Annotated in this window: 21 protein-coding genes; 9 read left to right on the forward strand and 12 right to left on the reverse strand. The window is 69.2% G+C overall.

Annotated elements, in window-relative coordinates:
• The first annotated feature begins 1 nt into the window (after position 1).
• The 6 genes from EC839_RS20335 (at position 2) to EC839_RS20360 (ending at position 6,573) form a co-directional block, all read left to right on the forward strand.
• The gene (locus tag EC839_RS20335) at positions 2-457 is read left to right on the forward strand and encodes a chemotaxis protein CheW (protein ID WP_132833121.1); all 456 of its coding nucleotides are present in this window, start codon (positions 2-4) and stop codon (positions 455-457) included.
• The gene (locus tag EC839_RS20340) at positions 454-1,707 is read left to right on the forward strand and encodes a protein-glutamate O-methyltransferase CheR (protein ID WP_132833122.1); all 1,254 of its coding nucleotides are present in this window, start codon (positions 454-456) and stop codon (positions 1,705-1,707) included. The genes EC839_RS20335 and EC839_RS20340 overlap by 4 nt, the downstream gene beginning before the upstream one ends.
• Positions 1,704-2,231: a chemotaxis protein CheW gene (locus tag EC839_RS20345; RefSeq protein WP_132833123.1), complete on the forward strand. Its 528-nt coding sequence runs from the start codon at positions 1,704-1,706 to the stop codon at positions 2,229-2,231. Before EC839_RS20340 ends, EC839_RS20345 begins: the two co-directional genes overlap by 4 nt.
• Complete coding sequence (locus EC839_RS20350; protein ID WP_132833124.1) at positions 2,228-4,414, forward strand: hybrid sensor histidine kinase/response regulator; 2,187 nt, start codon at positions 2,228-2,230, stop codon at positions 4,412-4,414. Before EC839_RS20345 ends, EC839_RS20350 begins: the two co-directional genes overlap by 4 nt.
• The gene (gene cheB, locus EC839_RS20355) at positions 4,411-5,448 is read left to right on the forward strand and encodes a chemotaxis-specific protein-glutamate methyltransferase CheB (RefSeq protein WP_132833125.1); all 1,038 of its coding nucleotides are present in this window, start codon (positions 4,411-4,413) and stop codon (positions 5,446-5,448) included. The genes EC839_RS20350 and cheB overlap by 4 nt, the downstream gene beginning before the upstream one ends.
• Positions 5,449-5,544: 96 nt before the next feature.
• Positions 5,545-6,573 (forward strand): diguanylate cyclase, encoded by a 1,029-nt coding sequence (locus tag EC839_RS20360; RefSeq protein WP_132833126.1) that lies wholly within the window; start codon positions 5,545-5,547, stop codon positions 6,571-6,573.
• Positions 6,574-6,591: 18 nt separating this feature from the next.
• On the opposite strand, the gene EC839_RS20365 is transcribed toward EC839_RS20360, so the two are convergent.
• Both EC839_RS20365 and EC839_RS20370 read right to left on the reverse strand, forming a co-directional pair.
• Positions 6,592-7,506, reverse strand: coding sequence for a diguanylate cyclase domain-containing protein (locus tag EC839_RS20365; protein ID WP_132833127.1), 915 nt, complete (start codon positions 7,504-7,506; stop codon positions 6,592-6,594).
• A 6-nt stretch (positions 7,507-7,512) separates the two neighbouring features.
• Positions 7,513-14,082 carry a response regulator gene (locus EC839_RS20370; protein ID WP_256681093.1) on the reverse strand — a complete coding sequence of 2,190 codons (6,570 nt, stop codon included), beginning with the start codon at positions 14,080-14,082 and terminating at the stop codon, positions 7,513-7,515.
• Positions 14,083-14,288: 206 nt separating this feature from the next.
• Between EC839_RS20370 and EC839_RS20375 the strand changes: the two genes are divergently transcribed.
• Positions 14,289-16,391, forward strand: a complete 2,103-nt coding sequence (locus EC839_RS20375) for an NAD(P)-binding protein (RefSeq protein ID WP_132833129.1) — start codon at positions 14,289-14,291, stop codon at positions 16,389-16,391.
• Here EC839_RS20375 and EC839_RS20380 read toward each other — a convergent pair.
• From EC839_RS20380 to ccmA, 10 genes are read right to left on the reverse strand one after another with little or no spacing between them, the layout of a single operon-like run.
• Positions 16,317-17,213, reverse strand: a complete 897-nt coding sequence (locus EC839_RS20380) for a hypothetical protein (RefSeq protein ID WP_132833130.1) — start codon at positions 17,211-17,213, stop codon at positions 16,317-16,319. The genes EC839_RS20375 and EC839_RS20380 overlap by 75 nt on opposite strands.
• A 35-nt stretch (positions 17,214-17,248) precedes the next feature.
• Complete coding sequence (gene ccmI, locus EC839_RS20385) at positions 17,249-18,436, reverse strand: c-type cytochrome biogenesis protein CcmI (RefSeq protein ID WP_165904695.1); 1,188 nt, start codon at positions 18,434-18,436, stop codon at positions 17,249-17,251.
• A complete protein-coding gene (locus EC839_RS20390; protein WP_132833131.1) occupies positions 18,433-18,882 on the reverse strand; it encodes a cytochrome c-type biogenesis protein in 450 nt (149 codons plus the stop codon). Before EC839_RS20390 ends, ccmI begins: the two co-directional genes overlap by 4 nt.
• Positions 18,879-19,412, reverse strand: a complete 534-nt coding sequence (locus EC839_RS20395; RefSeq protein ID WP_132833132.1) for a DsbE family thiol:disulfide interchange protein — start codon at positions 19,410-19,412, stop codon at positions 18,879-18,881. Before EC839_RS20395 ends, EC839_RS20390 begins: the two co-directional genes overlap by 4 nt.
• On the reverse strand, positions 19,412-21,373 hold the full coding sequence (locus EC839_RS20400; RefSeq protein WP_132833133.1) for a heme lyase CcmF/NrfE family subunit: 1,962 nt from the start codon (positions 21,371-21,373) through the stop codon (positions 19,412-19,414). Before EC839_RS20400 ends, EC839_RS20395 begins: the two co-directional genes overlap by 1 nt.
• A complete protein-coding gene (gene ccmE, locus EC839_RS20405; RefSeq protein WP_132833134.1) occupies positions 21,370-21,825 on the reverse strand; it encodes a cytochrome c maturation protein CcmE in 456 nt (151 codons plus the stop codon). Before ccmE ends, EC839_RS20400 begins: the two co-directional genes overlap by 4 nt.
• Positions 21,822-21,998 carry a heme exporter protein CcmD gene (gene ccmD / locus EC839_RS20410; protein ID WP_132833135.1) on the reverse strand — a complete coding sequence of 59 codons (177 nt, stop codon included), beginning with the start codon at positions 21,996-21,998 and terminating at the stop codon, positions 21,822-21,824. The genes ccmE and ccmD overlap by 4 nt, the downstream gene beginning before the upstream one ends.
• Entirely contained in the window at positions 21,995-22,741 is a 747-nt protein-coding gene (locus EC839_RS20415) for a heme ABC transporter permease (protein ID WP_132833136.1), read from the reverse strand. The genes ccmD and EC839_RS20415 overlap by 4 nt, the downstream gene beginning before the upstream one ends.
• A gap of 10 nt (positions 22,742-22,751) precedes the next feature.
• The gene (ccmB, locus tag EC839_RS20420; RefSeq protein WP_132833137.1) at positions 22,752-23,423 is read right to left on the reverse strand and encodes a heme exporter protein CcmB; all 672 of its coding nucleotides are present in this window, start codon (positions 23,421-23,423) and stop codon (positions 22,752-22,754) included.
• Positions 23,420-24,025, reverse strand: a complete 606-nt coding sequence (ccmA, locus tag EC839_RS20425) for a cytochrome c biogenesis heme-transporting ATPase CcmA (RefSeq protein ID WP_132833138.1) — start codon at positions 24,023-24,025, stop codon at positions 23,420-23,422. The genes ccmB and ccmA overlap by 4 nt, the downstream gene beginning before the upstream one ends.
• Before the next feature lie 107 nt (positions 24,026-24,132).
• Here ccmA and EC839_RS20430 point away from each other — a divergent pair, with 107 nt between their 5' ends.
• Positions 24,133-25,707 carry a flagellar hook-length control protein FliK gene (locus EC839_RS20430; RefSeq protein WP_132833139.1) on the forward strand — a complete coding sequence of 525 codons (1,575 nt, stop codon included), beginning with the start codon at positions 24,133-24,135 and terminating at the stop codon, positions 25,705-25,707.
• Complete coding sequence (locus EC839_RS20435) at positions 25,704-26,018, forward strand: EscU/YscU/HrcU family type III secretion system export apparatus switch protein (RefSeq protein ID WP_132833140.1); 315 nt, start codon at positions 25,704-25,706, stop codon at positions 26,016-26,018. Before EC839_RS20430 ends, EC839_RS20435 begins: the two co-directional genes overlap by 4 nt.
• The last annotated feature ends 176 nt before the right edge of the window (positions 26,019-26,194 follow it).

Consider the following 26,194-nt stretch of genomic DNA (forward strand, 5'->3'; position numbering starts at 1 on the left):
CATGCAGATCCTGATCTTCCAACTGGCCGATGCCGCGGCAGCCCTGCCGACGACGGCGATCCGCCAGGTGCTGCCCTTTCTGCAGTTGACCCGCTTTCCGGCCGCGCCACCCGGGGTGGCCGGGCTGATGAATCTGCACGGCGCGGCCATTCCGGTGGTGGATATCACCGCCATGAGTGGCGGCCCGGGTGCCCAGGCGCGCCAGGATACCCGTATCCTGCTGGTGGACTTCCCCCTGCCCGGGGGCGATAGCCGTCCACTCGGCCTGGTGGTCGAAGGCGTCGCCGGCGTGCGCCGGGTCACCGCCAGCGTGCCGCGGCCGGCAGGCGTCCACCTGCCCGACTATCCCTGGCTCGGTGAGGTGCTGGAGACGCCCGAGGGCGTCTGGCTGTGGCTGGAACCAAACCGGCTGCTTTCGCCGACCCTTGCCACTCTGCTGTTCCAGGAGGCCGCGTGAAGCTCGATCCCCGGCTGGCGCCCCTGGTGCGGGCGCGCACCGGCCTGGCCATCGCCGACGACATGCTCGGTCGCGCTATCCGCCAGCGCCTGCGCGAGCGCCAGGAGGGCGATGCGGAGGGCTACATGGCGCGCATCCTCGACGACGAAGCCGAATTCGCCGATCTGCTGGATCTGCTGGTCATTCCCGAGACCTGGTTCTTTCGCGATCCCCAGGCCATCGCCCACGCCGCCCGCTTCGCCCAGGAACGCCATGCCCGCAGTGGCGTGCCGGTGCGGCTGCTCAGCCTGCCCTGCTCCACCGGGGAAGAGCCCTATACCCTGGCCATGGCGCTGTTCGACACCGGCCTGCCGGCCCAGGCCTTCGAGGTGACCGCGGTGGACATCAACGAGCCGTCCCTGGAGCGTGCCCGCCGCGGCCTCTACGGACGCAATTCCTTTCGCGCCCGCGACCTGAGCTTTCGCGACCGCTATTTCGAACCCGAGGGCGATCGCCATCGCCTGGCCGAACGGGTGCGCAACCAGGTGCGCTTTCGCCAGGGCAACATCCTGCAACTGGGTAGCCTGCGCGACGGCACCGCCTTCGACGTGGTGCTCTGCCGCAACCTGCTGATCTATTTCGACGACCAGACCCAGGGCCGCGCCCTAAGTCACCTGGCTGCGCTCATGCACGACGACGGCCTGCTCTGCGTCGGCAGTTCGGAGATGGTCAGCGCCATGCGTCATGGTTTCGCCAGCCTGGGCGTGGCCCACGCCTCCGCCCTGGTAAAACGCCAGGCCGTCGCGCCCGAACAGCCGCGTCCGCCCACGCCGGCTGCGGCGCCACGGCGCAAGGTCGTATCGCGCCCACCTGCCGCGGCGACACTGCCGGCGCGCTTGCGCGCTAGAAGCCTGCCCGCCCCCGCCCCGGCCCCGGCCACCCCCGTCTCCGCCGGTCTTACGCCGCTCGAAGAAGCCCAGCGCCTGGCCGATGCCGGGCGCGGCGCCGAAGCCGAGGCGCTGTTGCGTCAGTTGCTCGATGCGGATCGCAGCCAGGCCGGTGCCCACTTCCTGCTGGCGCTGATCCTGCCCGACGCCCGCGCCGCCGAAGCCGAGCGGGCGCTGCGTCAGGCGCTCTATCTGGAGCCCGGACACTATCCCGCCCTGTGTCGCCTGGCACTGATCTGCGAAAGAGCCGGCAGACTCGACGAAGCCGGACGCCTGCGCGAACGGGCCGCGCGCATCCAGACCCGCGCCGGTGACGAGGCATGAGCCTGAATCGTGAACTCAGCGCCCTGGAGCGCGCCGCCTGGGCCGAGCACTTTGCCGAGCCTCTGGATGACCGCCAGGCGCGCTCGGCCAGTGCCCTAGTCTTTCGCCTCGGCGCCGAATGGCTGGGGCTGCCGGGCAGTTGCCTGGTGACCGCCACCGAACCCACCGCCGTGCACCGCGTCCCCCACCGGCGTTCGCCGCTGCTCCGCGGCATCGTCCCGGTACGCGGCCAGCTGCAGCCCTGCATTGCGCTGGAGCTGCTGCTGGCGGTGGCGCCGGGTGCGCAGACCCGTGGCTTTCCGCGCCTGCTGCTGCTGCATGTCGGGCGCCGCGACTGGGCCGTGCAGGTGGACGAGGTGCTGGGGCTGCAGCGTTATGCCCCCGGCGAGGTGCAGCCGCCCCCCGCGACCCTGGGCGGCGACTTGCTCAGCTATCTGGGCGGTGTCTATCGCGAAGGTGAATACCAGGTTGGCTTGCTCGATCTGCCACGGCTGGAGCGGGCCCTGGAAGAGGCGCTGCGATGAGCCAGCCACCGCGCGACGTGCGCGAGATGTCCCTCTACGATCTCTTCGCCAGCGAAGTGCAGAGTCATCTGCAGGCGCTGGATGCCGGTCTGTTGCGCCTGGAGCGCGATCCCTCCGACACGGGGGTGATCGAGCCGATGATGCGCGCGGCCCATTCCATCAAGGGCGCGGCGCGCATCGTCGATCTCGACGGTCTGGTGGAGCTGGCCCATGCCATGGAGGACTGTCTGGTCGCGGTCCAGGCCGGACGCCGCCAGCTCGGTCCGGCGGATATCGACCAGCTGTTTCGCTGCGTCGACGTCCTCGGCGAGGTCAGTCGCCTGGACGAGGCCGCCAGCCAGCGCTGGCAGCGCGAACAGCGTGATAGCCAGCGGGCGCTGGCGCAGGCGCTGAGCGCCGGCGCGGGCGATCCGCTGCCAGCGACCGCCGGCGCCCCACGGGAACCGGCGCCGGCGCCCGTGGCACTAGAAGAACCGGCACCCGACGCGGAGCGCAGCCGCGACCCGCTGCGGGTGGACAGCGGTCGCTTCAACCAGATTCTCGCCCTCACCAGCGAGGCCCGGGTCATGGGCCTGGGCCTGCATGGTCTGGTCCAGGGTTTTCAGGGCTATCGCGCCGAATTGCAGGGGCTGTTCGGCCAGGCCCAGGCGGCCAGCGGCGAATTGCGTCAGCGTCAGGAAGGCCTGCTCGATCGCTATCAGCAGCAACTGCAGGCCCTGGAGGCTTACGAGCGGCGCCTGCTCGGCGTCTGCCAGGGGCTGCTGGACGAGGTATTGGGGGTGCGCATGCGTCCGTTGCGCGATGCCGTCCAGGGCTTTCCGCGGCTGGTGCGCGACCTGGCCCGGGGCCTGGACAAGGACGCCATGCTGCAGGTGGACGGCGCCGACACCCTGATCGATCGCGAGGTGCTGGCGCGCCTGGAAAGCCCGCTCAATCACCTCCTGCGCAACGCCGTCGACCACGGGCTGGAAACCCCGGCCGAACGCTGCGCCCTGGGCAAGCCCGAATGCGGCCAGATCCGCCTCGAGGCCCGCCATGTCGCCGGGCGCCTGCAGGTCAGCCTGCACGACGACGGCCGCGGCCTGGATCTGGAGCGCATTCGCGCCGCAGTGATCGCTCGGCGCCTGAGTCCGCCGCCGGTGGCCGCCGAGCTGAGCCCGGCGGAATTGCTGGAATTCCTGCTGCTGCCCGGTTTCAGTCTCAAGGAGACGGTCACCGAGCTTTCCGGCCGCGGCGTGGGCCTGGACGTGGTGGCCGATGCCATTCGCGCCCTGGATGGCGAGGTCCGCCTGGAAACCCGGCCCGGACTGGGCTTCAGCACCCACCTGCTGGTACCGGTGAGTCGCTCCATCGTCCGGGCGCTGATCGTCGACATCGCCGGCGAGGCCTATGCCCTGCCGGTCAACCGGATCGAACGGGTCCTGCGCCTGGATCCGGCCGAGGTGCACTCGCTGGAGGGCAAGGCCTTCTTCCTGCTCGGCGAGGATCGCCTGGGGCTGGTCGCGGCCCATCAACTGCTGGAGCTGGACGGCGCGCCGCCCAGTGGCGATCTCGCCGTGCTGGTGATCGGCAGCGGCGAGCGGCGCTACGGCCTGGTGGTGGATCGCCTGCGCGGCGAGCAGGGCCTGGCGCTCAAGCCGCTGGACGAGATCTTTGGCAAGTTGCGCTCGGTCACCGCCGGGGCGCTGCTCGACGACGGCAGCCCGGTGCTCCTGCTGGACGTCGCCGATCTGCTGACCGGCATCGAGCGACTGCTCGGCGAGGGCCGCCTGCGGCAGGTGCAGAGCGGCGCCACCATGGACAGCCGCAGAGTCAAGCGGATCCTGGTGGTGGACGACTCTCTCACCGTGCGAGAGATGGAGCGCAAGCTCCTGGAAGGCCAGGGTTATCAGGTGGAGGTGGCGGTGGACGGCATGGACGGCTGGAACGCCGTGCGCGCCGGCGAATTCGACATGCTGCTGTCGGACATCGACATGCCGCGCATGAACGGTATCGAACTGGTGGAACTGGTACGCCGCGATCCGCGTCTGCATGCCCTGCCGGTAATGATCGTGTCCTACAAGGATCGCCCGGAAGACCGGCTCAAGGGCATGCAGGCCGGTGCCGACTACTATCTGACCAAGGGCAGCTTCCACGACGATGCCCTGATCACCGCCGTGCAGGACCTCATCGGAGCGCCATGAGAATCGCCATCGTCAACGATCTGCTGCTGGCCACCGAGGCCCTGCGCCGCCTGCTGATCGGGGACGGGCGCCATACGGTCGCCTGGATCGCCCATGACGGCGAGGAAGCCGTGGCGCGTTGCGCCGAGGACCGCCCGGACCTCATCCTCATGGACCTGCAGATGCCGCGGCTGGACGGCATCGAGGCGACCCGCCGGATCATGGCCCAGTCGCCCTGCGCCATCCTCATGGTCACCGCCACCCCCGACGACTGCGAGGGCGTGTTTCGCGCCATGGGCGCCGGCGCCCTCGACGTGACCGCCACCCCGGCCCTGAGCGGCGCTGCCGATGGCGGCGCCCTGCTGCGCAAGATCGCCCGCATCGAACCCCTGGTGCGGCTGCCGGAACGGGCCACGCGCCCGCCCCAGGCCACCGCTGCCGCGCCAAGCACCGCAGCCGGGGCCACCACCGACAGCCTGGTGGCCATCGGCGCCTCCACGGGTGGACCGGCGGCCCTGGTCAGCCTGTTCGAGGCCTGGGCGCCGACCAAAGAGGCCAGCGTGGTGCTGGTGCAACACATCGACCGACGCTTCGCCCCCAGCTTCATCGGCTGGCTCGGCACCCAGATCGCCTGGCCGGTCACCGCCGCCCTGCCCGGCGCCCTGCCAGAGCCCGGCCAGGTGGCGGTGGCCCTGGGTGACGACCACCTGCTGCTGGACGAGCGTGGTCGCTTCGCCTATACCGCCGAGCCGGTGGATTATCCCTATCGTCCCTCGGTGGATGTGTTCTTTACCCAACTCGCCAGCCATCCGCTGCGGGCCGGCAAGGCGCTGGGCATCCTGCTGACCGGAATGGGCCGCGACGGCGCCAGCGGCCTCTATGCCCTGCGCCAGAGCGGCTGCCCGACCCTGGCCCAGGACGAGGCCAGTTGCGCCGTATACGGCATGCCCGCGGCTGCGGTTAGAATGGGCGCCGCGGAGCGCATTCTCAGCCCCGCGCAGATCGGCGCCTGGCTGCAAAGACGCTTTGGCAACGGTTCAAGGAACAGCATATGACAGGTCGCCAACAGGAGCGTTGGACGGCGCAGTGGCAGGGACTGGCCAAGAAGAGACGCGGGACGCCCGACCCCGCCCGCACAAGGACTCGCAGTAATGGCCACGCACGAGGGTAATACCCTGGACAGCCTGACCGCACCCAAGGTGCGCCTGCTGCTGGTGGACGATCAGCTGATCATCATCGAAGCCTTGCGGCGGATGATCGCCGATCAGCCCGACATCGAGCTGCATTACTGCCTGGACGCTCACCAGGCGGTCAACATGGCCCTGCAACTCAAGCCCACGGTGGTCTTGCAGGATCTGATCATGCCCGAGATCGACGGTCTGGAAACGGTCAAGCGCTTCCGCGCCGAACCGGCGCTACGCGACGTGCCCATCGTGGTGCTCTCCTCCAAGGAGGATCCCCAGGTCAAGGCGCAGAGCTTCGCGACCGGTGCCAATGACTATCTGGTCAAGCTGCCCGACAAGCTGGAACTGCTGGCGCGGGTGCGCTACCACTCCGAGGCCCATGTCCTGCGCGCCCAGCGCGACGAGGCCTTTCGCTTCCTGCGCGAAAGCCAGCGCCAGCTCGCCGAAGCCAATATCCAGTTGCAGAAGCTGGTGGCCATCGACAGCCTCACCGGCATCAACAACCGCCGCCACTTCGACCAGACCTACGAAGGCGAATGGCTGCGCGCCCGGCGCAATCGCCAGCCGTTGGCCCTGCTGCTGTGCGACGTCGACCACTTCAAGCGCTACAACGACACCTATGGCCATCTCAGCGGCGATCTCTGCCTGAAGAAGGTCGCAGCGGTGCTCACCGAGCAACTCAAGCGCCCGGCCGACCTGGTGGCTCGCTACGGTGGCGAGGAATTCGCCATGGTGCTGCCGGAGACCGACGCCGAGGGCGCGCTCAAGGTCGCCGAAGCCTGCCGTGCCGGCGTCGAGCGGCTGCAGGTGGCGCACTCCGGCAGCGACCTCGGCTTCGTCACCATCTCGATCGGCGTCGGCAGCATCCAGCCGCAGAGCGGCGACGATCACGAAGCCTTCATCGAGCGCACTGACCAGGCGCTCTACCAGGCCAAGGCCGAAGGCCGCAACCGGGTGCATCTGGTGAAGGGCAACGGCAAGGACGTCCTGTCCTAGGAACGCGGTTGAACCGGCCTAGAAGCTGCGACTGACCAGGCGATTACGCCCTTCGGCCTTGGCCTGGTAGAGCAGGTTGTCAGCGGCCTTGAGCAGGCCGTCCGGAGTCTGCTCGGGGGTCGGATTGCAGCAGGCCAGGCCCATGCTCATGGTCAGCCAGAGACGGTCCTCCGTCAGCGGATGAGCGATGCGCAATTCGGCGATGCCCTGCCGACAGCGTTCCAGCACCGCTTCGGCGGCCGTGCGCGAGGCACCGGGTAGCAAGAGCACGAATTCCTCCCCGCCATAGCGCGCCAGGCAGTCCCGCTCGCGGATGCGCTGTTCCAATACCTGGGCGACCCGCGACAGCGCCTGATCCCCGGCGCCATGGCCATGGGTATCGTTGTACTGCTTGAAGTAGTCGATATCGAGCATGGCGATGGCCAGCGAGCCCCGCCGGCTGACCGCCAGTTGCCACTCGATCGTCAGCTGCTCGTCGAAGCGGCGGCGATTGCCTACCGCGGTCAGCGGATCCATGTGCGCCAGCTCCTCGAGCAACCGCCGCTGGCGGGCCAGTTGCAGGTGCAGCCGCACCCGCGCCAGCACGGCCAGCGGATTGAAGGGCTTCTGGATGAAGTCGCTGGCGCCCAGCTCGAAGCACTCCACTTCGCGATGCAGGTCGTTGGCCGCGGTGATGAAGATCACTGGGATGGCGCTGGTCTCGGCGCGGCGCTTGAACAGCTGGATCAGTTGCAGACCATCGATGCCGGGCATCACCACGTCCAAAAGGATCAGGTCGGGGTGTTCGCGGGCGGCCTTGGTCAGGGCCTGGACCCCGCTCTTGGCCAGCATGATGCGCGCCTCGTCGCGCAACAGGTCGCCGAGGACGCGCAGATTGCTCTTCTGATCGTCGACGATGAGGATCAACGGCAGGTCGGGACGACGCCCCTCCATCGGCACCTATCCCGACCGTTTTCCGGCGTGCCGCACCCGCCGCAGCAGGTCCGCGGTGGCATCGGCGGCGTGTTCGAACTCGACCTCGTTCACCCATTCGCGAATGCGCACCACGTCGGCGCTGTGGGGGGTGCTCACGCAGGCGCGCAGCAGGGTATCGAGCACCTCCTCGGCAGCGAAATCGGAGGTCTGCAGGAGTCCGACCAGGCGTTCGAGCAAGGCCTCCAGCTCCTCGACGGTGGCCTCCTCGCCGCTGGCGACCTCGACCAGGATCTCGTCCAGGGACGCCAGGCAGCGCTCGGCTTCGGCGTGCAGGCGACGCACGTCCTCACCGATGGGCTGGGCCAGGCGAATCCTGTTGGTCAGGCGTTGCGCCGCTTCCTGCAGGTCGAGGGCACCGACATAGGCGGCGGTGGCCTGCAGACCGTGAGCGCACTCGAACAGCGCGGTGACATCGTCCGCTGCGCGCCAGGCGGAGATCCGCCCGGGCAGTTCGGCCTGTTGCACGCGGAAATCCCGGATCAGCTGTTCATAGAGCTGGGCGCTGCCGCGCAGCAGGCGCAGCGCCGAATCGGGTTCGAGCACCGCACTGGCACGCGCCCGCGCCAGCACGCCCACTTCCTTGACCTCCACGACCTCTTCCACCGCCTTGCGCTCGGCGCGCTGCAGCTGCTCGAGGTTGGCCCAGGCGGCGATGATGCGGAACAGTTCGGCGGGATCGAGCGGCTTGACCAGGTGATCGTTCATGCCCGCATCCAGGCAACGCTCGCGATCGCCCGGCAGGCCGTTGGCGGTCATGGCGATGACCGGCAGCCCGGCCAGCGCCGGTCGGGTACGCAATTCGCGGGTGGCCGACAGACCGTCCAGGCGTGGCATATGGACGTCCATCAGCACCAGGTCGTAGCGCTGCCGTTCCAGCTGGTCCAGCGCGGCCTGGCCGTCTTCGGCCGCGTCGATCAGGATGCCGCTGCCCTGCAGGAAGCCGATGACCACCTGGCGGTTGATGGCGTTGTCGTCCACCAGCAGCAGGCGAATGCCTTGCAGGTCCACCACGCTCTGGCCCACCGTCGGCGCGGCGACCGGCGCCAGGCCCAGCCCCGACAGCAGTCGCTGCACAGCGGGACCGGTAACCGGTTTGTCGAGGAGTTCCAGACCCGGCAGATCCTCGCCCAGGCTGCGCACCTCTTCCGCCTCGTAGGGCGAGGCCAGCAGGGTCAGCGCCAGCTCCGGCTGCCGGGCGCGCAATTGGCGCGCCAGTACCAGGCCGTCTTCGGCGCCCAGGCGCCAGTCGACGATGGCCAGCTCGAAGCACGAAGTGGCCATGGCCGCCAGGGCCTGCTCGGTGGATTCCGCTTCCACCACCTGCATGCCCAGTTCGCGCAGCCGTTGCCCCAGGGTGCGCCGGGCCAGGCCGTGGTCGTCCACCAGCAGGACCTGGCGCGGCGTCTGGCTGGGCAGCCGCTCGGGCTCGCCCACCACTGGCAGGGTCAGCCGCAGGGTAAAGCAGGAACCGCGCCCGGCTTCGCTATGGACCTCGAGGGTGCCGCCCATGAGTTCGGTGAGCTGGCGGGAGATCGCCAGGCCCAGGCCGGTCCCGCCATAGCGGCGGCTGATGGAGCCGTCCGCCTGGGTGAAGGGCTGGAAGAGTTGCGCCTGCTGGGCCTCGGTAAGGCCGATGCCGGTGTCTTCCACCGCCAGGCTGAAATGGGCACGACCGTCTTCGCAGACGGCGCCGACGCGGATCAGCACATGGCCCCGCTCGGTGAACTTGACCGCATTGCTCAGCAGATTGACCAGCACCTGCTGCAGGCGCAGCGGATCGCCTTCCAGCGCCAGGGGAATGTCCGGACCGCAATCCAGCACCAGTTCGATACCCTTCTCGTGGGCCTTGAGGGCGCAGAGGTTGAGGGTGCGCTCGAGCACCTTGGCCAGGTTGAAGCCCAGTTGTTCGAGCTGGGTACCGCCGGCTTCGTTGCGCGAATAGTCGAGCACGTCGTTGATCACGCTCAGCAGGGTCTCGCCGGAATCGAGGATCTTGCCGACATGGCCGCGCTGCTCGCCGGACAGGCGGGTGCCCAGGGTCAGGCGACTGAGGCCGATCACCGCATTGAGCGGAGTACGGATCTCGTGGCTCATGGTCGCTAGGAACAGCGACTTGGCCGCTGCCGCCTCTTCGGCGCGAATGCGCGCCTGATCCAGTTCGAGGGTGCGCTCGCCGACGCGCTGCTCCAGGGTCTCGTAGATCTGTGCATGTTCCAGGGAGATCGCCGCCTGGGTGGCCAGGATGCCCAGCACCTGCAACCGCCCCGGGGTGAAGGCCTGGGCCAGCAGGTTGTTTTCCAGATAGAGGATGCCGATCAGGCGCCCCTGGCGCAGCACCGGCAGGCAGCAGACCGACCGCGGACGGCGCGCGCGCATGTAGGCGTCGCGGACGAACCGACCGGCACGGGCGGCGTCGTCGAGAATCACCGGTTCGCGATGGCGGATCACATGGGACACCAGGGTCAGGGGCACCAGGCCATCGCTGGAATCCTGCTCGTTCAGCGCCAGCGGCAGTCCCTGCAGTACCTTGGGCTCGGATGCGCCACTGCAGATCGAGGCCTGCACCAGCCAGCGCCCGCCCTCGGGCAACAGCAGCAGACCGTGCTGAGCGCCGCCCTCCTCCAGAATGATGCGCATCATCCGCGCCAGCAGCTGATCCAGCGCCAGCTCGTTGGAGATGGTCTGCAGCGACTTGAGCACCGACAGCCAGTCCAGGCGCATGATTTCGCTGGTGGACTGGGCCTGGGTGCGCTGCACCGTCAGAGCAGTGGCCTCGGCCACGCGCAACCAGTGGGGGAATTCGTTTTCCAGCGCTTGGGCCTTGGCTGCGGCGCCCCAGTGCAGATAGCTGCGCTGGGCGTCCTGCAGGTAGGTCCGCGCGATCCGTGGACGCTGCTGTTCCAGCCAGAAGCGCCCATAGAGTTCCTCGGCCAGCGCCGCACCCTGGCGGAAGCCGTGCAGCCGCGCGGACTCCAGGGCCTGTTCGTAGAGGTCCATGGCGGCGTCGACACGGCCCTCGCGGCGCGCCCGCTCGGCGGCCACCAGGTCGCGCTTGTGGGCGAAGTTTTCCGGGCAGTGCGCCGCCCAACCGCTCAACCGCTCCTGGGCGGTCTCGATCTTGGCCAGGTTCTCGCCGGCCAGCTCGCCCTCGGCGAGCAGGATCAGCGCCTGGTAGAAGGCATGCTCAGCGATGCTGAACCAGCCAAAGGTCGCCGCCAGCGAGGCCTCCATCGCTTCGGCATGCTGCCGCGCCTGGGGCAGCCGGCGAAACAGCAGCGCCGCCTGCATCTTGTTGAAGTCGTAGTAGTTCAGGCAGAGGACATGGCCGCTGTCCTGCATCTGTCGCACCAGCGCCGCTTCGTCCTGGCCCTCCTCGTCCCAGCGCTCCTGACCCGGGGTGAGCCCCTGCAGCAGACGCAGCGACTGGCGCAGGATGGTAAAGATCTCCAGGGTGTTGGGATCGCCGATGCCCAGCAGGATCCGCTCGATTTCCGCCGTTTCGCCGAGAATGTCGTCCAGCGACGCCCCGGCGTGCTGCAGATGCTTGAGGATGTGGAAGGCACTGTAGGCAGTGAAGATGATCTCGCCGGTGCGCTGACCGGCCGCGAGGGCCTCGCGCAGCAGGGCGACGTTGTCCGCGATGGGACTCGACCAGGGGCTGTTGGTCACCGCGAACATGGTGTAGACCTTGCACTTGAGCGGCAGATTGCCGGTGCGGTCGACCAGGTCGACGGCCAGGCGTCCGACCTGGTAACCCAGCTCGTAGCGGCCATGGAAAGCAGACAGCAGCGAGCCGTAGTTGGCATAGCCAAAGGGCGAGAGATCGCCGTTGCCGTACTGGATCGACAGCTTGACGATGCGCATGACCGCCAGCAGGCTCATCGGCAGATCGACGTTGATCGCCGGCCCCCAGAGCAGGCCCAGCAGGCGGATCAGCAACTGGGCACGCGGATCTTCCATGCGTGGCAGGTCGAGCAGGGCCGCCGGATGGCGCTCGGCGAGCCAGGCCTCGACCTCGGCGCTGTCGGCGCCGATGGCCTGGTTGATGTCTTCCGGTGCCTCCGGCCAGGGTTCGTCCAGCACCTGGATGCCGGCCTTGGCCACGGTCAGGGCTTCGGTGAAGCGCCCGAGGCCGCTGTAGAGGTCGATTTGCAGGGCCCGCACCCCGGCTTCCTCGAAGGTGGTACGCGCCCGCGGCAGCAGCAGTTCGCAGATGCGCAGGGCTTCATTGGCATCGCCACAGAGGTGCGCGACCTCGGCCCATTCCCGATGCAGCTGGAACAGCAGCACATGGCGGCTCTCCCAGGCCGCGTGGTCGATCAGCGCGACCGCCGTGCGCAGGAAATCCTGGGCGGCCGGATAGGCGTTGGCCTGGCGCGCCTTGCGCGCAGCGTCCAGATTGAGCTCCAGCAGCTGCAGCCGCTCGGCGGACGTCTCGATCAGCGCCAGCGCCAGATTCAGGTGGCTGACCGCGTCCAGCCGCGTGGCGCTGCCTTCGGCGAGATACAGCTGACCGGCGCGCAGGTGGACTCGCTCGCGCTCGGCGGGCGCCAGTAGCGAGTGAGCGGCATGGCGCACCTGATCGTGCAGGAAACTGTAGTGCGTGGGCGTCTGTTCCCCCGCCTGGCCGCCTTCGGGCTCGGTGAGCAGGCCTTCCTGCACCAGCGACTGGCAGAGCCGGCGGATGTCCGCGGGCGACTCCGCCATCAGCGCGGCGAGGCGATCGCTGGAGAAATGGGTGCCCAGGCAGGCCGCCCATTGCAGCAGCTGCGAGGTAGCGGCCGGCAGGTCCTTGAGCTTGCCGACCATGAAGTCGACGACATTGTCGTAGACGTCCAGGGCCTGGAGCCGCGCCAGCTCCCAGTGCCAACGGCCGGTCTCGCCGTCGAACTCCAGCAGGCCTTCCTGCTGCAGGCTGCGCAGCAGCTGCTCGATGAAGAAGGGATTGCCAAGGGTCTTGTCCAGGCAGAGACCGGCCAGGGCCGCCTGGTCTTCCGCCGGCGCCGGCAGCAGTTCGGCGATCAGCCGTTCGATCTCCACCCGCGACAGCGGGCCCAGCGACAGGGTACGAATCAGCGCCGCGCCCAGCAGTCGTTCCAGGCCGCTGCCGGCCAGCTGCTCTTCACGATGGGTCGCCACCAGCAGCAGCGGCCCCTGATCGCCGCGGGCCAGCAGGCGCTCGATCAGCCGCAGCGACGCGCTGTCGGCCCACTGCAGATCGTCCAGCCACAGCAGCAGCGGACGGGTGTCAGCGGCGAAGGCCAGCAGCAGCGCGATCACGGCTTCGTCGAAGCGTTGTTCGGCCTGCTGCGGCGGCAGTTCGGCAACCGGTGGCTGGGGCCCGAGCCAGGTGGCCAGCTCTGGCGAGACCTCGGTCAGCACCCCGGCGTTGCCACCCAGGGCCTCGACCAGGCGGTCGGCAAAGGCCGCGTCCAAAGTCTGTCCGATCTCCACCAGCTCGCGCACGGCCTGGCGCAGGGCGCCATAGGGCACGCCGCTGCCAAGGGTCTCGAACTTGCCGTGGGCGAGCAGCACCCGTTCGCCCTGGCGGCGGACGAAGGCCTGCACCAGCGCCGATTTGCCCACCCCGGAATGGCCACTGACAAAGACGGCTTCGATCCGGCCCAGCGTCGCCCGCGCCAGCGCCTCTTCGAGCAAGCGCAGAGGGGCGCCGCGGCCCTGGAGCGTGCGCACCGGCACCAGCCGCGCCGGCGGATCCTGCTCGCCGAGGGCGAAGGGCGTCCGCTCACCGACCTGATGGGCCGCCTGGCAGCGCTGCAGGTCGCGCAGGATGCCGAAGCAACCCTGGTAGCGCTCTTCGGCGGCCTTGGCCATGAGCTTGTCCACCAGCGCCGCCAGCATCGGCGGTACCGTCGGCACCCGCTCGACCAGCGAGGGCGCGCGCATCGCCAGGTGCGCATGCACCAGCTCCAGCGGATCCTGGGCGCGAAACGGCGGCTCGCCCGCGAGCATCTCGTAGAAGGTCACGCCCAGCGCATAGAAGTCGCTGCGATAGTCCTGGTGCCGCCCGGTCCGCCCGCTCTGTTCCGGGGCGAGATAGGTCAGCGAGCCCTCCAGGCGGCTGTCGCTGCCATGGACGGCGCCAAAGGTCGTGGCGATGCCCAGATCGGTCAGCCGCAAGCTGCCCGTGGTGCAGTTGCAGACGATGTTGCGCGGATTGAGGTCGTTGTGGGCGATGCGCAACCGGTGCAACCGCGCCAGGGCGCGGACGATGGCCAGCGCCCAGTCGAAGAAGTCGTCCAGCGCCAGCGGCCCGGCGGCGAGCAACTCGGCCAGATCGGTGCCGCCGATGTCTTCGAGTACCAGCACCTGACGACCCTGGTATTCCAGCAGTTCCAGAGCGGCGCTCACCGCACCGCTGGCACTGGCGCGGCGGGTCAGTTCGAATTCGTGGCGCAGTCCGGCCTGGGCCTGGGGCGTGGGATAGTCGGCGGCCAACTGCTTGAGGATCACCGGCTGGCCATCGACCAGGCGCGTGCCGCGGTAGATCAGGGCATGGCGGCTTTCGCTCACCTGCGTCTTGCAGCTGTAGCCTGGAATCCTCAACACCGCGTTCGCCTCGATCCTCGGCCGACCGGTCAACGCCGGGCCAGCGCCTCAACTATTTCCGTTGCCTTGCTAAAGTCTCAAGGGAACTTTTCGATAAAGTGATATTACCCTAGCCATCATCTGGCATTCGTCCACTGGTGCAACAATTTGCACACTTCGGAGCAATAGGCATGGACGCTGTACCTTCTGTCCGCAAGATCGCCATCTTGGGCGGCGGCGTATCCGCCGTCACCACCGCCTTTCGTATTACTAATGAGCCCAACTGGCAAGAGCGTTATCAGATCACCCTGTATCAGCAGGGGTGGCGTCTCGGTGGCAAGGGGGCCAGCGGACGCAATTCGACTGACCATCAGCGCATCGAAGAACACGGCATCCATGTCTGGTTCGGCTTCTACTACAACGCCTTCCACAGCCTGAGGCAGTGCTACGAGGAACTGGAGCGGCCCGCCGGCGCGCCGCTGGCGACCCTTGACGAAGCCTTCTTCCCGCATTCCCATACCGCCTTCGCCGACGACTTCCAGGAGCAGTGGAGCACCTGGCCCATCGACACCCTGGCGCTGCCCGGCAAGCCCGGCGAGGGCTGGAATCCCAAGCCCTTCATGGCCGCCCTCGGCGATCTGCTGGAGTGGCTGCTGCGGCTGGGCGAGGTGGACGACACCCCGGCCGCCGCCCCGAGCGGCCTGTTCGCCCGGCTGCGCGCGCACTGTCGCGAGGAACTGCATGAGCGACTTCTGAACGAGGCCGAGCACCAGCTGCAGCAGGCCCGCACGGCGCTGCCCGACGGCGTCGACCATCCCGTGCTGCTGGCGTTGCTGCGCAGGCTCCGCGGCCTGCTCGGCGACATCCTGAACGACCGCAGCCAGACCCACGTCAAGGCCCATCGACTATGGCTGCTGATGGACTTCGGCCTGACCGTGCTAATCGGCATGCTCGCCGACGAGGTCTATGCCAAGGGCTTCGCGGCGCTCAACGGGGAAACCTTCCAGGCCTGGCTGAGCCGCCACGGTGCCAGCGCCGCGACCCTGGACGGCGCGGTGCTCAAGTCCCTGCACGGTGGCATCTTCGCCTATCGCGACGGCGATCTCGCCCAGCCCGACGTCGAGGCCGGCACCGTGCTGCGCGCCGCCCTGCTGGCCCTGACCACGGCCAAGGGCTCCTTCATCTGGCGCATGCAGGCCGGCATGGGCGACGTGGTCTTCGCGCCCTACTACGAGGTGCTCGCCCGCCGCGGGGTGGACTTCCGCTTCTTCCACCAGGTCACCGCCATCGAAGCCGCCGACGACGGCCAGGGACCGCGGGTGACGCGCCTCGAGATCCAGCGCCAGGTCAGGCTCAAGGGAGCCGCCTACCAGCCGCTGGTGGACGTCAAGGGCCTGCCCTGCTGGCCCTCGGCGCCGCTGTACGAGCAACTCGACGACCAGATCGCCCGGGACCTGCAGGAGGGCCAGATCAACCTGGAATCCAACTGGAGCGGTTGGCAGGGCGTCGAGCGGCTGGAGCTGCAGGTCGACCGCGACTTCGACGAGGTGGTGCTGGGGATCTCCGTGGCCGGCCTGGCCGACCTCGCCCCCAGCCTGTGCACCCTGGACCCGGCGTTCGCGCGCATGACCCGGCAGGTGGCCACCGTCGCCACCCAGGCGGTGCAACTCTGGCAGAATCGCGACGCCTGGCAACTGGGCTGGAGCGGCTCGCCCGAGGGCGGCCAGGCCCCCGAACTGCTGGGCTTCGCCGCCCAGGCGATGGACTCCTGGGCCGATGTCAGCTACCTGGTGGACCGGGAGGACTGGTCGAGCGGCACCCCGCCAGCGGACATCAGCTATTTCTGCGGGGTGCTCGCCGCCGCGGCCGCTCCCCCTATCGGCAAAAAGGATGACTATCCGCAGCAGGAGGCCGCCAAGGTGAAGCAGGCTTTCCTCGACCTCATGAACGGCAACCTGGGTGCCTACTGGCCGCACGCCGTGACCCCGGCGGGCTATCGCTGGGACTTCCTGCTGGCACCCGCCGAGGTGCAGGGCCAGGCGCGCTTCGACCATCAGTACTGGCGGGCCAACGTCGATCCCAGCGAGCGCTATGTGCAGAGCGTGGCCGGCAGCAGCCGCCATCGCCTGACCACCGACGGTAGCGTCTGCCGCAACCTCTATCTGACCGGCGACTGGATCGACAACGGCTTCAACATGGGCTGCGTGGAATCGGCGACGCTATCCGGCCTGCAGACCGCTCGCGCCCTGCTCGGCCACGGCGAGGTCCTGCCCGGCGAGGACGCCTTCCAGTAGCGCCACCATCTGGGCCGCTGCACGCTCGGCGCAGCGGTCCACGGCAGGGGGATAGCACGGCTCGCCGCCATCCAGGTAAGCCAGCAGTTCGGGCGCCTGGTTCCAGACCGCAGCCTCACTGTAGAGACGGTGCAATTCCAGCCGAATCCAGCCATCCATGAGGCGCACGCCCAGCTCCTCGATACCCAGTCCGTGCCCCTCGATCACCTCGCGATCCGCCTCGGTGAGGGGATAGTGCGGTGGATAGAAATCGGCCAGGCTGACCAGCAGCTTGACCGAGAAGCCGCGCGGATCGGCCAGCAAGGCCCCCAGCTCGGCGAACAGCGTCGCCTCCTCCACCAGCGCCTGGGCGAACATCAGCCGGTAGAGGGTGATGTTGAGGAACAGCTGGCCTACCGCATTCTCCGCACGCGCGTCCGCCTGATGCAGGGCGAAACCGGCCAGGATGGAGGCGTTGTGCGCCCGGTACCAGTGACGCGGGGTGGGATCGGCGATGAAGGTCAGCCAGCAGCGCGTCGGATAGGGCGCCTGGTCACCAGGCAGCCCATGTTGCGCAAGGCAGCCGGCCAGCTCGGACAGATAGATGAAGTGCAGATTGACGTTGCGCCACCAGGCGCTACCGGTCACGGGATCCAGGACACCGGCCTGGATTTCCCAATCGAGAAAGGCCAGCTCCGAATCGCCATAGCTCAGGCCATCGTTGTCGGCGTCGCCAAAGCTCCTATAGAAGTCCTCGCGGACCGCCCGCCGCCGCGCCGGGACGTTCTCGATCTGACGACAGAGCTCGCGGGTCGCCGCGACGGCGTCTTCATAGGTGTACATGCCTTCCCTGCCCTGCGTGTTGGAATCCTGGCCGATCATGGCGCAACGGCATCATCGGCTTCCACGCGCAATAGGCTGAACGCACTAGAAGGGAGCTCCAGTGGCTGTCCCTCGTGCCGCCAGTCGCCCCTGAGCGGATCGCCACCCCGGGCGATCACTACCACGGGCCTTACCCGCCGGTGGTCGGACAGCTTGCGCTGGGGCAGCATGGCGTCGCGATCGTCCAGGCGCACCCGGAGGGGCAGATCGGCGACCCGCAATCGCCGTACCGCCAGCGGCGGGCCGGGTTGATCCACCGCCAGGGCCAGCACGAAGACGCTGTCCTCGGGCCGCACCCGCTGCGCCACCGCGGGCGCCAGACTGACCTCCACGTCCAGTCCCGGCGTGGTCAGCGCCTGACCGGCGGCCCGCGCCGCCGCCTCCGCCCGGGCGATGCCCTGGGCAAGGGTGCCGCGCAGGGGATCCGTCGGCGGCAGCACGGCGACCAGCCGCTGCCAGTAGCCTGCCGCATCGGCATAGGCTCCGCGTTCGTAAGCGGCCATGCCCAGCAGCCCCAGGGTGGTGGCCTCCCCGGGGTTGGCGGCCAGGGCTTCGTCGGCCAGCGCCCGGGTCTGGGCATCCAGCTTGCGCCCGGCGGCGAAGAAACGGGCCTGGGCCAGTTGCCCGAGGACCTCCGCGCGCCGGCCATCACGGCGGATGACCTGCTCGAAGGCGGCCACGGCATCCCTGTAGCGACCCAGGCCGGCATAGGCGCGTGCCAGCAGATACCAGTTGTCGGCCGCCTGGGGTTGCAGCCGCGTCGCCGCCTCCAGATCGGCCAGCAGCGCCTGGGGCGAGGCCGGCGGCGCGGCGAGGCGCTGGCTCAGTTGCCAAGCCGGCCAGCCGCCGAGCAGCAGGTAGAGACCCAGGGCCAGGGCCGGGCCGCCCAGGGCCACCGCGACCCCCAGGCGACGGCCGTGGCGCAGCGGCGAAGACCCCCCGGCGGGACTGTCGGCGAGCAGGCTGCGGCCGGCCTCGGCTTCGGCCAGCGCCAGGGCCTGGTCGTCCAGCTCGCCCCGTGCCGCCCGCGCCCGGGCTTCGGCCAGGCGCTCCTGATAGAGGGTACGATTGAGCACCGCGCGCTGATCCGCCGTGGCGGGTCCACCGCGCAGGAGCGGCACCAGCAGGATCAGCAGCGCCAGGATCAGCAACAGCCCCGCCAATCCCCAGAAAGTCGGCATCATGGCTCCTCCTCCGCCTGCAGCGCGGCCAGGCGCTGGCGTTCGGCCTCGCTCAAGGCTTGCTCCGGGCGGCGCCGCCGCGTCAGGACCAGCAGCAGGCCGGCACCGCCCAGCAGGCCCAGGCCCGGCAGCAGCCACAGCAGCAGGGTGCGCCCCTCGAAAGGCGGCCGATAGCGGATGAATTCACCGTAGCGCTGCTCCAGGTGAGCGATGATCTCGGCATCGCTCTGCCCGGCCGCCATCAGGCGCTGGATCTCGCGGCGCAGATCGCCGGCGATGGGCGCATTGGAATCGGCCAGGTCCTGGTTCTGGCATTTGGGGCAGCGCAGTTCGCGGGTCAGCGCCTGGAAGCGCGCGCGTTCGGCCTCGTCGCGAAAGCCATAGGGATCGATGGCCGCCTGGCCCAGGGTCGACCAGACCAGCAACAGCAGCAGCCAGCCAGCCTTCATGGCGTCGTTACCAGGGCGCGATAGCGCGGCCCGAGGTCTGTATCCCAGACGCGCTGATCGATCACCCCGACATGGCGATAGCGCACCACGCCCCGGGCATCGATGAGAAAGGTCTCCGGCGCGCCATAGACGCCCAGGTCCAGCCCCAGCCGGCCTTCGTCGTCGCGGATATCGAGCTGGTAGGGATCGTGGAATTCCGCCAGCCAGCGGCGGGCGCTGGCATTGTCATCCTTGTAGTTGATGCCGTGGATCACCACGCCCTCGGCCTTGAGTCGAGTGAGCACCGGGTGCTCTTCCCGGCAGGCCACGCACCAGGTGCCCCAGACATTGACCAGCGCCGGGCGGCCGAGCAGGTCCTGCCGGGTGAACAGTCGCTCATCCTGCACGCCCGGCAGCGAAAACGCCGGAAACGGCTGGCCGACCAGCGCCGACGGCAGGGCCTGGGGATCGCGATAGAGGCCACGATAGAGAAAGCCGGCCAGCACCAGAAAGGCCAGCAATGGCAGGCAGAGCAACAGGCGACGGCGCATCAGCGGGACTCCGCGGCAGAGGCAGGGGAAGACGACCGGCGGCGGCGATAGCGCGGATCGGCCAGGGCCAGCAGGCCGCCCAGGGCGGTGAGCAGGCCGCCGAGCCAGATCAGCCGGACGAAGGGCTTGATCTGCAGGCGCACGGCCCAGGCGCCCTCCCCCAGCGGCTCGCCGAGGGCCACATAGAGATCGCGGGTCAGGCCGGCATCGATGGCGGCTTCGGTCATCACCGCGCCACTGGCCTGATAGCGGCGTTTTTCCGGGGTCAGCAGGGCGACCACCCGGCCTTCGCGCTCGACCTGCAGCAGGGCGCGCTCGGCGGTGAAGTTGGGTCCTTCGTAGTGCTGGGTACCGGCGAAGCCGAAGCGATAGCCCTGGAGTTCGACGTGCTCGCCCGGCGCCAGGCGCAGATCCCGCTGCACATCCAGCTGGCTGGCCAGCACCACGCCCAGGGCCAGCACCGCCAGCCCCAGGTGCGCCAGGTGCATGCCCCAGTAGCTGCGTGGCTGACTGCGCAGCCCGCGGCGCCAGCCCAGCGCCACCACCTTGCCCAGCACGTCGCGCAGCGCGGTCAGCAGGATCCAGGCCGCCAGCGCCAGCACCGCCAGGATCGCCGCCTTGGGCTGATCCAGCCACCAGCCAACCAGTGCGGCCAACACCGCGCAGCCCAGCAGGAGGGGCGCCAGCAGGCGCGCCAGCCAGCGACCCGGGCTGCTTTTCCAGCGCACCAGCACCCCGACGCCCAGGGCCAGCATCAGCAACGCCATCAACGGTACGAACAGCAGGTCGAAATACGGCGGTCCCACCGACAGCTTGGCACCGGTCAGGCTGTCGATCACCAGCGGATAGAGGGTGCCGAGCAGCACCGTGGCGGCGGCGGTCACCAGGATCAGGTTGTTGACCAGCAGCAGCGCCTCGCGCGACGCCAGGCCGAAGGCAGCCGAGCCACTGAGCGCCGGCGCGCGCCAGGCGAACAGCGCCAGGGAGCCGCCGACCACCAGCAGCAGAAAGGCCAGGATGAAGACGCCGCGGGTGGGATCGCTGGCGAAGGCATGCACCGAGGTCAGCACTCCCGAGCGCACCAGAAAGGTCCCCAGCAGGCTGAGGGAAAAGGCGGCGATGGCCAGCAATACCGTCCAGCCCTTGAACAGGCCGCGCTTCTCGGTCACCGCCAGGGAGTGCAAGAGCGCCGTGCCCACCAGCCAGGGCATGAAGGAGGCATTCTCCACCGGATCCCAGAACCACCAGCCGCCCCAGCCCAGTTCGTAGTAGGCCCACCAGGAGCCGAGCACGATGCCGCAGCCGAGAAAGGCCCAGGCGAGCAGGGTCCAGGGCCGGGCCCAGCGCGCCCAGGCCGCGTCCAGCCGGCCCTCCAGTAGCGCCGCCAGGGCGAAGGCGAAGGCCACCGAAAAGCCGACGTAGCCCATGTAGAGCATGGGCGGATGCAGGATCAGCCCAGGGTCCTGCAGCAGCGGGTTGAGGTCGTTGCCCTCTCGCGGAAATTGCGGCAGCAGGCGCGCGAAGGGATTGGAGGTGGCGACCAGAAAGGTCAGGAATCCCGTGGCGACCAGTCCGAGGATGCCCAGCACCCGCGCCAGCAGCGCCTGGGGCAACTGCCGCGAGCAGACGGCCACCGCCAGGCTCCAGCCCGCCAGGATCAGCGCCCAGAGCAGCAGCGACCCCTCATGGGCGCCCCAGGTGGCGCTGACCTTGTAGTACCAGGGCAGGCGACTGTTGGAATTGGCCGCCACATAGGCCACCGAGAAGTCGTCCTGCAGAAAAGCCCAGGTCAGGGCGGCAAAGGCCAGCGCCAGGAACAGCCACTGGCCGAAGGCGGCCGGGCGCGCCAGGCGCATCCAGTCGGCCTGGCCGCGCCAGGCGCCCAGCAGCGGCAGGGTGCCCTGCACCAGGGCCATGGCCAGCGCCAGCAGCAGGCAGAGTTGTCCGAGTTCCGGGATCATGGCGCCGGCCTCGTGCCGTCGAGCGGGCGTCCGGCCTGGCGCAGCGCCTGGCTCACTTCGGGGGGCATGTATTTCTCGTCATGCTTGGCAAGGATCTGGTCGGCCACCAGGCGCCCCTGGTCGTCGAGTCGCCCCAAGGCCACCACCCCCTGCCCCTCGCGGAACAGATCCGGCAGGATGCCGGCATAGCTCACCCGCACCTCCTGCTGGAAGTCGGTGATGACGAAACTCACCTCCAGCGAATCCGCGGCGCGCACCAGGCTGCCCTTCTCCACCATGCCACCGGCGCGGATGCGGGTATCGCGCGGCGCCTCGCCCCGGGCGATCTGGCTCGGGGTATAGAAGAGGTTGATGTTCTGCTGCAGGGCGCTGAGGGCCAGCGCCGCCGCGCCCCCTACGCCCAGCAACAGCAGCAGGATCCACAGCAGCCGACGGCGACGGACTGCCTTCATGGCCGCTGCTCCCGCCGCCAGCGCTGGCGCAACTCGTGCTGCAGCCGACGACGCGCCTGCCAGCCGTGCAGCAGCAGGCCGCCGAGGACGACCAGGGTCAGGCCGAAGGCCGGCCAGACATAGAGGCCGTGGCGGCCCATGCCGAGGGCTTGCGTCCAGTCCACGCCGCTCACGCGCCCTCCTCGCCCAGTTCCAGGCGTACCCAGCGACTGCGCCACTCGCGCCTGAGCACTTCCAGGCGCATGCGCTGCAGCAGCACGCCGGCAAAGAACAGGTAGAAGCCCAGCACCATCACCAGCAGCGGCAGCCACATGGCCGCGGGCATCGGTGGACGTTCCACCAGGCTGAAGGTGGCCGGCTGGTGCAGGGTGCTCCACCACTCCACCGAATACTTGATGATCGGCAGATTGACCGACCCCACTAGCGCCAGGATGGCGCAGGCGCGGGCGGCGCTCTCGCGATGGTCGATGGCCTGCCCCAGGGCGATCACGCCCAGATAGAGAAACAGCAGCACCAGCATCGAGGTGAGCCGGGCGTCCCAGATCCACCAGGTACCCCAGGTGGGGATACCCCACAGCGACCCCGTGGCCAGGGCGATCACCGTCATCCAGGCGCCGATCGGCGCGGCCGCGCGCAGGGCGACATCGGCCAGCTTGAGGCGCCAGACCAGGCCGATGGCCCCGGCGACCGCCAGCAGCAGATAGCAGGACTGCGCCAGAAAGGCCGCCGGCACATGTACATAGATGATGCGAAAGCTATCGCCCTGCTGATAGTCCGGCGGCGCCAGGAACAGCCCCCAGACCAGGCCGACGGCCAGCAGCAGTCCGGCCAGCGCCAGGCAGGGCCCCTGCAGCCGGCCGGCCAGGCGATAGAAGATGGCGGGAGAGCCCAGGCGATGCAGCCAGGTCCAGTTCATGTCGTCCTCGTCATTGGGCCGCGCCGATGCGCAGGCCGGCGGCGATCGCCAGGGGGGCCAGGGTCAGGGCCAGCAGGGTCAGGCAGCCCAGCCAGAGCAGCAGCCCGGCTACCGGCATGCCCAGCCGCGCCGCGTCCAGGGTGCTGGCGCCAAGGATCAGCACTGGGATCTGCAGCGGCAGATTGAGCAGCGCCAGCAGCAGCCCGCCACGGGCCAGGCCCACGGTGAGGGCCGCGCCAATGGCGCCGATCAGGGTCAGGGCCAGACTGCCCAGGGTCAGGGCCGCCAGGGTCGCCGGTAGGGCCGCGGCGGGCAGCCCCAGCATCAGCGCCAGTACCGGCGTCAGGGCCACCAGGCCGAGGCCGGCGAAGCACCAGTGCACCAGCAGCTTGAGCAGCACCAGCAGCGGCAGGGGCTGGGGCGCCAGCAGCCAGAGTTCCAGGGAACCGTCCTGCCACTCGCCGCGAAACAGGGCTTCCTGACCGAGCAGCAAGGCCAGCAACAGCGCGATCCACAGCAAGCCCGGCGCCAGGGCGGCCAGCTGCCGGCTGTCGGGCCCCAGGGCCAGGGGAAACAGGGTCACTACCAGGGCATGGAAGGCCAGGGGCGTGAGCCACAGCGCCGGGCGGCGCCAGGCCAGGCGCCCTTCGCGCCCGAGGATGGCCAGCCAGGCGCCGCTCATCGGCCAGCGTCCAGCCAGAGCAGCCGATGGGCGGCCGGGGCGGCTTCCAGCTCGCGGTGACTGGTCAGCACCAGGGCGCCACCCGCGGCGCAATGCGCCTGCAGGCGCGCTTCCAGCCGCGCGCAGGCGGTGGCGTCGAGGGCGGTGAAGGGCTCGTCCAGCAGCCAGAGCCGCGGCGGTTCGGGCAGCTGGAGACGGGCCAGGGCGACGCGGCGGCGCTGGCCGGCCGAGAGCTGCCGACAGGGCTCGTCCGCCCAGTCGGCCAGCCCCTCCGCCGCCAGGGCGACCCGGCAGGCCTCCTGCGTCGTCGGGCGCCACAGATTGGCCAGGCTATGGAGATTTTCCACCGCGGTCAGCCCCTCGGCGATGCCGGGCGCATGACCCAGCCAGAGCAGTTCGGCCGCGGCGGGACGGCGCATCGTACCGGCATCCGCCGGCAGCAGTCCCGCCAGGATGCGCAGCAGGCTGGTCTTGCCACTGCCGTTGACGCCCTCGATCTGCAGCGACTCGCCCGCCGCCACGCTCAGACTCAGGTCGTCGAACAGCAGGCGACCGCCCCGTTCGCAACGGAGCGCGACGGCGTCGAGCAGGGGCTGATTCAAGACAGGGGATCTCACGGCACTAAAGTCGGTCGGGCGCTCGCCGTTAACCCGGCACACGCCCTTGAAGGCGCGCCATTATACACAGGCGACTCCACCGGACCTGCCCGATGACCTCCATCTCCGCGATCCAACCCAGCGCTGGCGTCACGCCCGCCCTGCCCGTCCGGGCCGCGACGGCGCAGGCGTCGGACGCGGGTGCGCAGATCCTGCAGGCCCTGCAATCCCTCGACGACCTGATTCCACCCGGCAGCACGGCCACCGCCGAGGTCCTTGCCACCCGTTCGGCCGGCCAGAGCTTCCAGTTTTTGCTGCAACTGCAGCTGGCCGAGGGCGGCAGCGTCCTGCTCACCACCCAGAGTCCGACCAACAACCTGCCGGTGGGCAGCCAGCTGCTGGTGAGCACCCTCGGCTCCACCCAGCTGGCCGTACTGCTGCAGAGCCTGGAGGGCGACGCACCGCCGCCGCCGCTGCAGCAACTGGACCTGCGCCAGTTGCCGGTGGGCACCACCCTGCAATTGCGGGTGCTGAGCAGCCTGCTGCAACAGCCGCCCGGCGCGACGCCCACCTACGAGGTGATCGCCAAGGCCCTGAGCTCCAGTCTCGAAGGTCGCCAGCTCAAGCTGGAATCGCCTCGCCCGGTACCGGTGGGCAGCCTGCTGACCGTGGTGATCAAGGACAGCCAGGAAGTCACGGTGCTGCCCATGGCGCAACGCCTCGACCAGCTGGACATCGACCGCCAGCTGCAGGGCCAGGGGCAGCGCCAGCTGTCGATGAATGCCTTGCTGCAATGGCTGGAGGACGTCCCCGAGGCGGACCTGCCACCGTCGGTGGGCGCGGCCCTCAAGTCGCTGCTGGCCAATCTGGAAGACACCGAGGCCCTGACCACCCCCCAGGGCTGGACTCGCGCCCTGGCGCGCAGTGGCCTGCAACTGGAGCAGCAACTGCTGGATCGCGGCGGTCCCGAGCTGCAGGAAGACTTCAAGGCCAACCTGCTGCGCCTGGTGGATCGCCTGCTGGCCAGCGTACCGGGCGATGCCTTGCGCAATCCCCAGGTCGCGATCCAGACCGCCCAGCAGAATCTGCCCGATGCCTTGCGCCGGGCGCTGGGCGACGCTGCCACCGCCAGTCGCCAGCCCACCGCCCTGGACTTTCCCCTGGGTGAACGCGACGGCCGCGGCCTCAGTGCCGCCAACGCCGAACTCGACGAACTGCTGCAACTGGCCACCGGCGTCATCGCCCGGCTGCAGACCCACCAGCTCGCCAGCCTGGCGCAGACCCAGGTCTTGCCGGACGGTTACTACCTCTCTACCTGGCAGACCGAGATTCCCTGGCGCGATGGCGAGCGCCTCGGCGCGGTGCAGGTGCGCTTCCAGGAAGAGCGCCCGCCGCCGGACACCCGCGGTGAAGCCCGCGACAGCCTGTGGAAGGTGGAGCTGGCCTTCGACCTAGCGCCGCTCGGCCCGCTGCAGGTGCGCGCGCAACTGGCCAGCGGTCGGCTGTCGAGCGAGTTCTGGGCGGAAAAAGGCGCCACCGCGACCCTGATCGATACCGAATTGCCTCATCTGCGCGAGCGCCTGCTGGCCGCCGGCTTCGTGGTCGGCGACCTCAGCAGCCGCCAGGGCCGTCCCGCACGCCGTCCACGCACCTCCCTCGAACAACGCTGGATCGACGACACCGCATGAGCACGACCGCTTCCCGCCAGGCCATCGCGCTGTCTTATGACGGCAGCAGCGCCCCCATCCTCTCCGCCAAGGGCGACGCCGAACTGGCGGAACTCATCCTGGCTACCGCTCGGGAGCACGAGGTGCCCATCTACGAGAACGCCGACCTGGTGCGCATCCTGGCGCGCCTGGAACTGGGCGCGGAAATTCCCGAGGCGCTCTATCGCACCCTGGCCGAGATCATCGCCTTCGCCTGGCACCTCAAGGGCAAGTGCCCGGCGCACCTGGCCGACCAGCCCGATCTGTCGCCGGGCTGGGAGCGGATGCCGTAGGGTGGATAACGGCGCAGCCTTATCCGCCTCGAAACCAGCCCGTGGAAAACGCTGCGCGGTTTTACACGCTACGGAGCTGTCTGTAGTGGTCTACTGATTCCGGACACCCATTTAGGGCGAGAATGCTCGCCATAGAGAGGTGTCTGATGACCAAGCAACGTCGTTCCTTTACGCCC

It is taken from the genome of Pseudomonas sp. JUb52 (assembly GCF_004341115.1).
GTDB classification, from domain to species: domain Bacteria; phylum Pseudomonadota; class Gammaproteobacteria; order Pseudomonadales; family Pseudomonadaceae; genus Chryseomonas; species Chryseomonas oryzihabitans.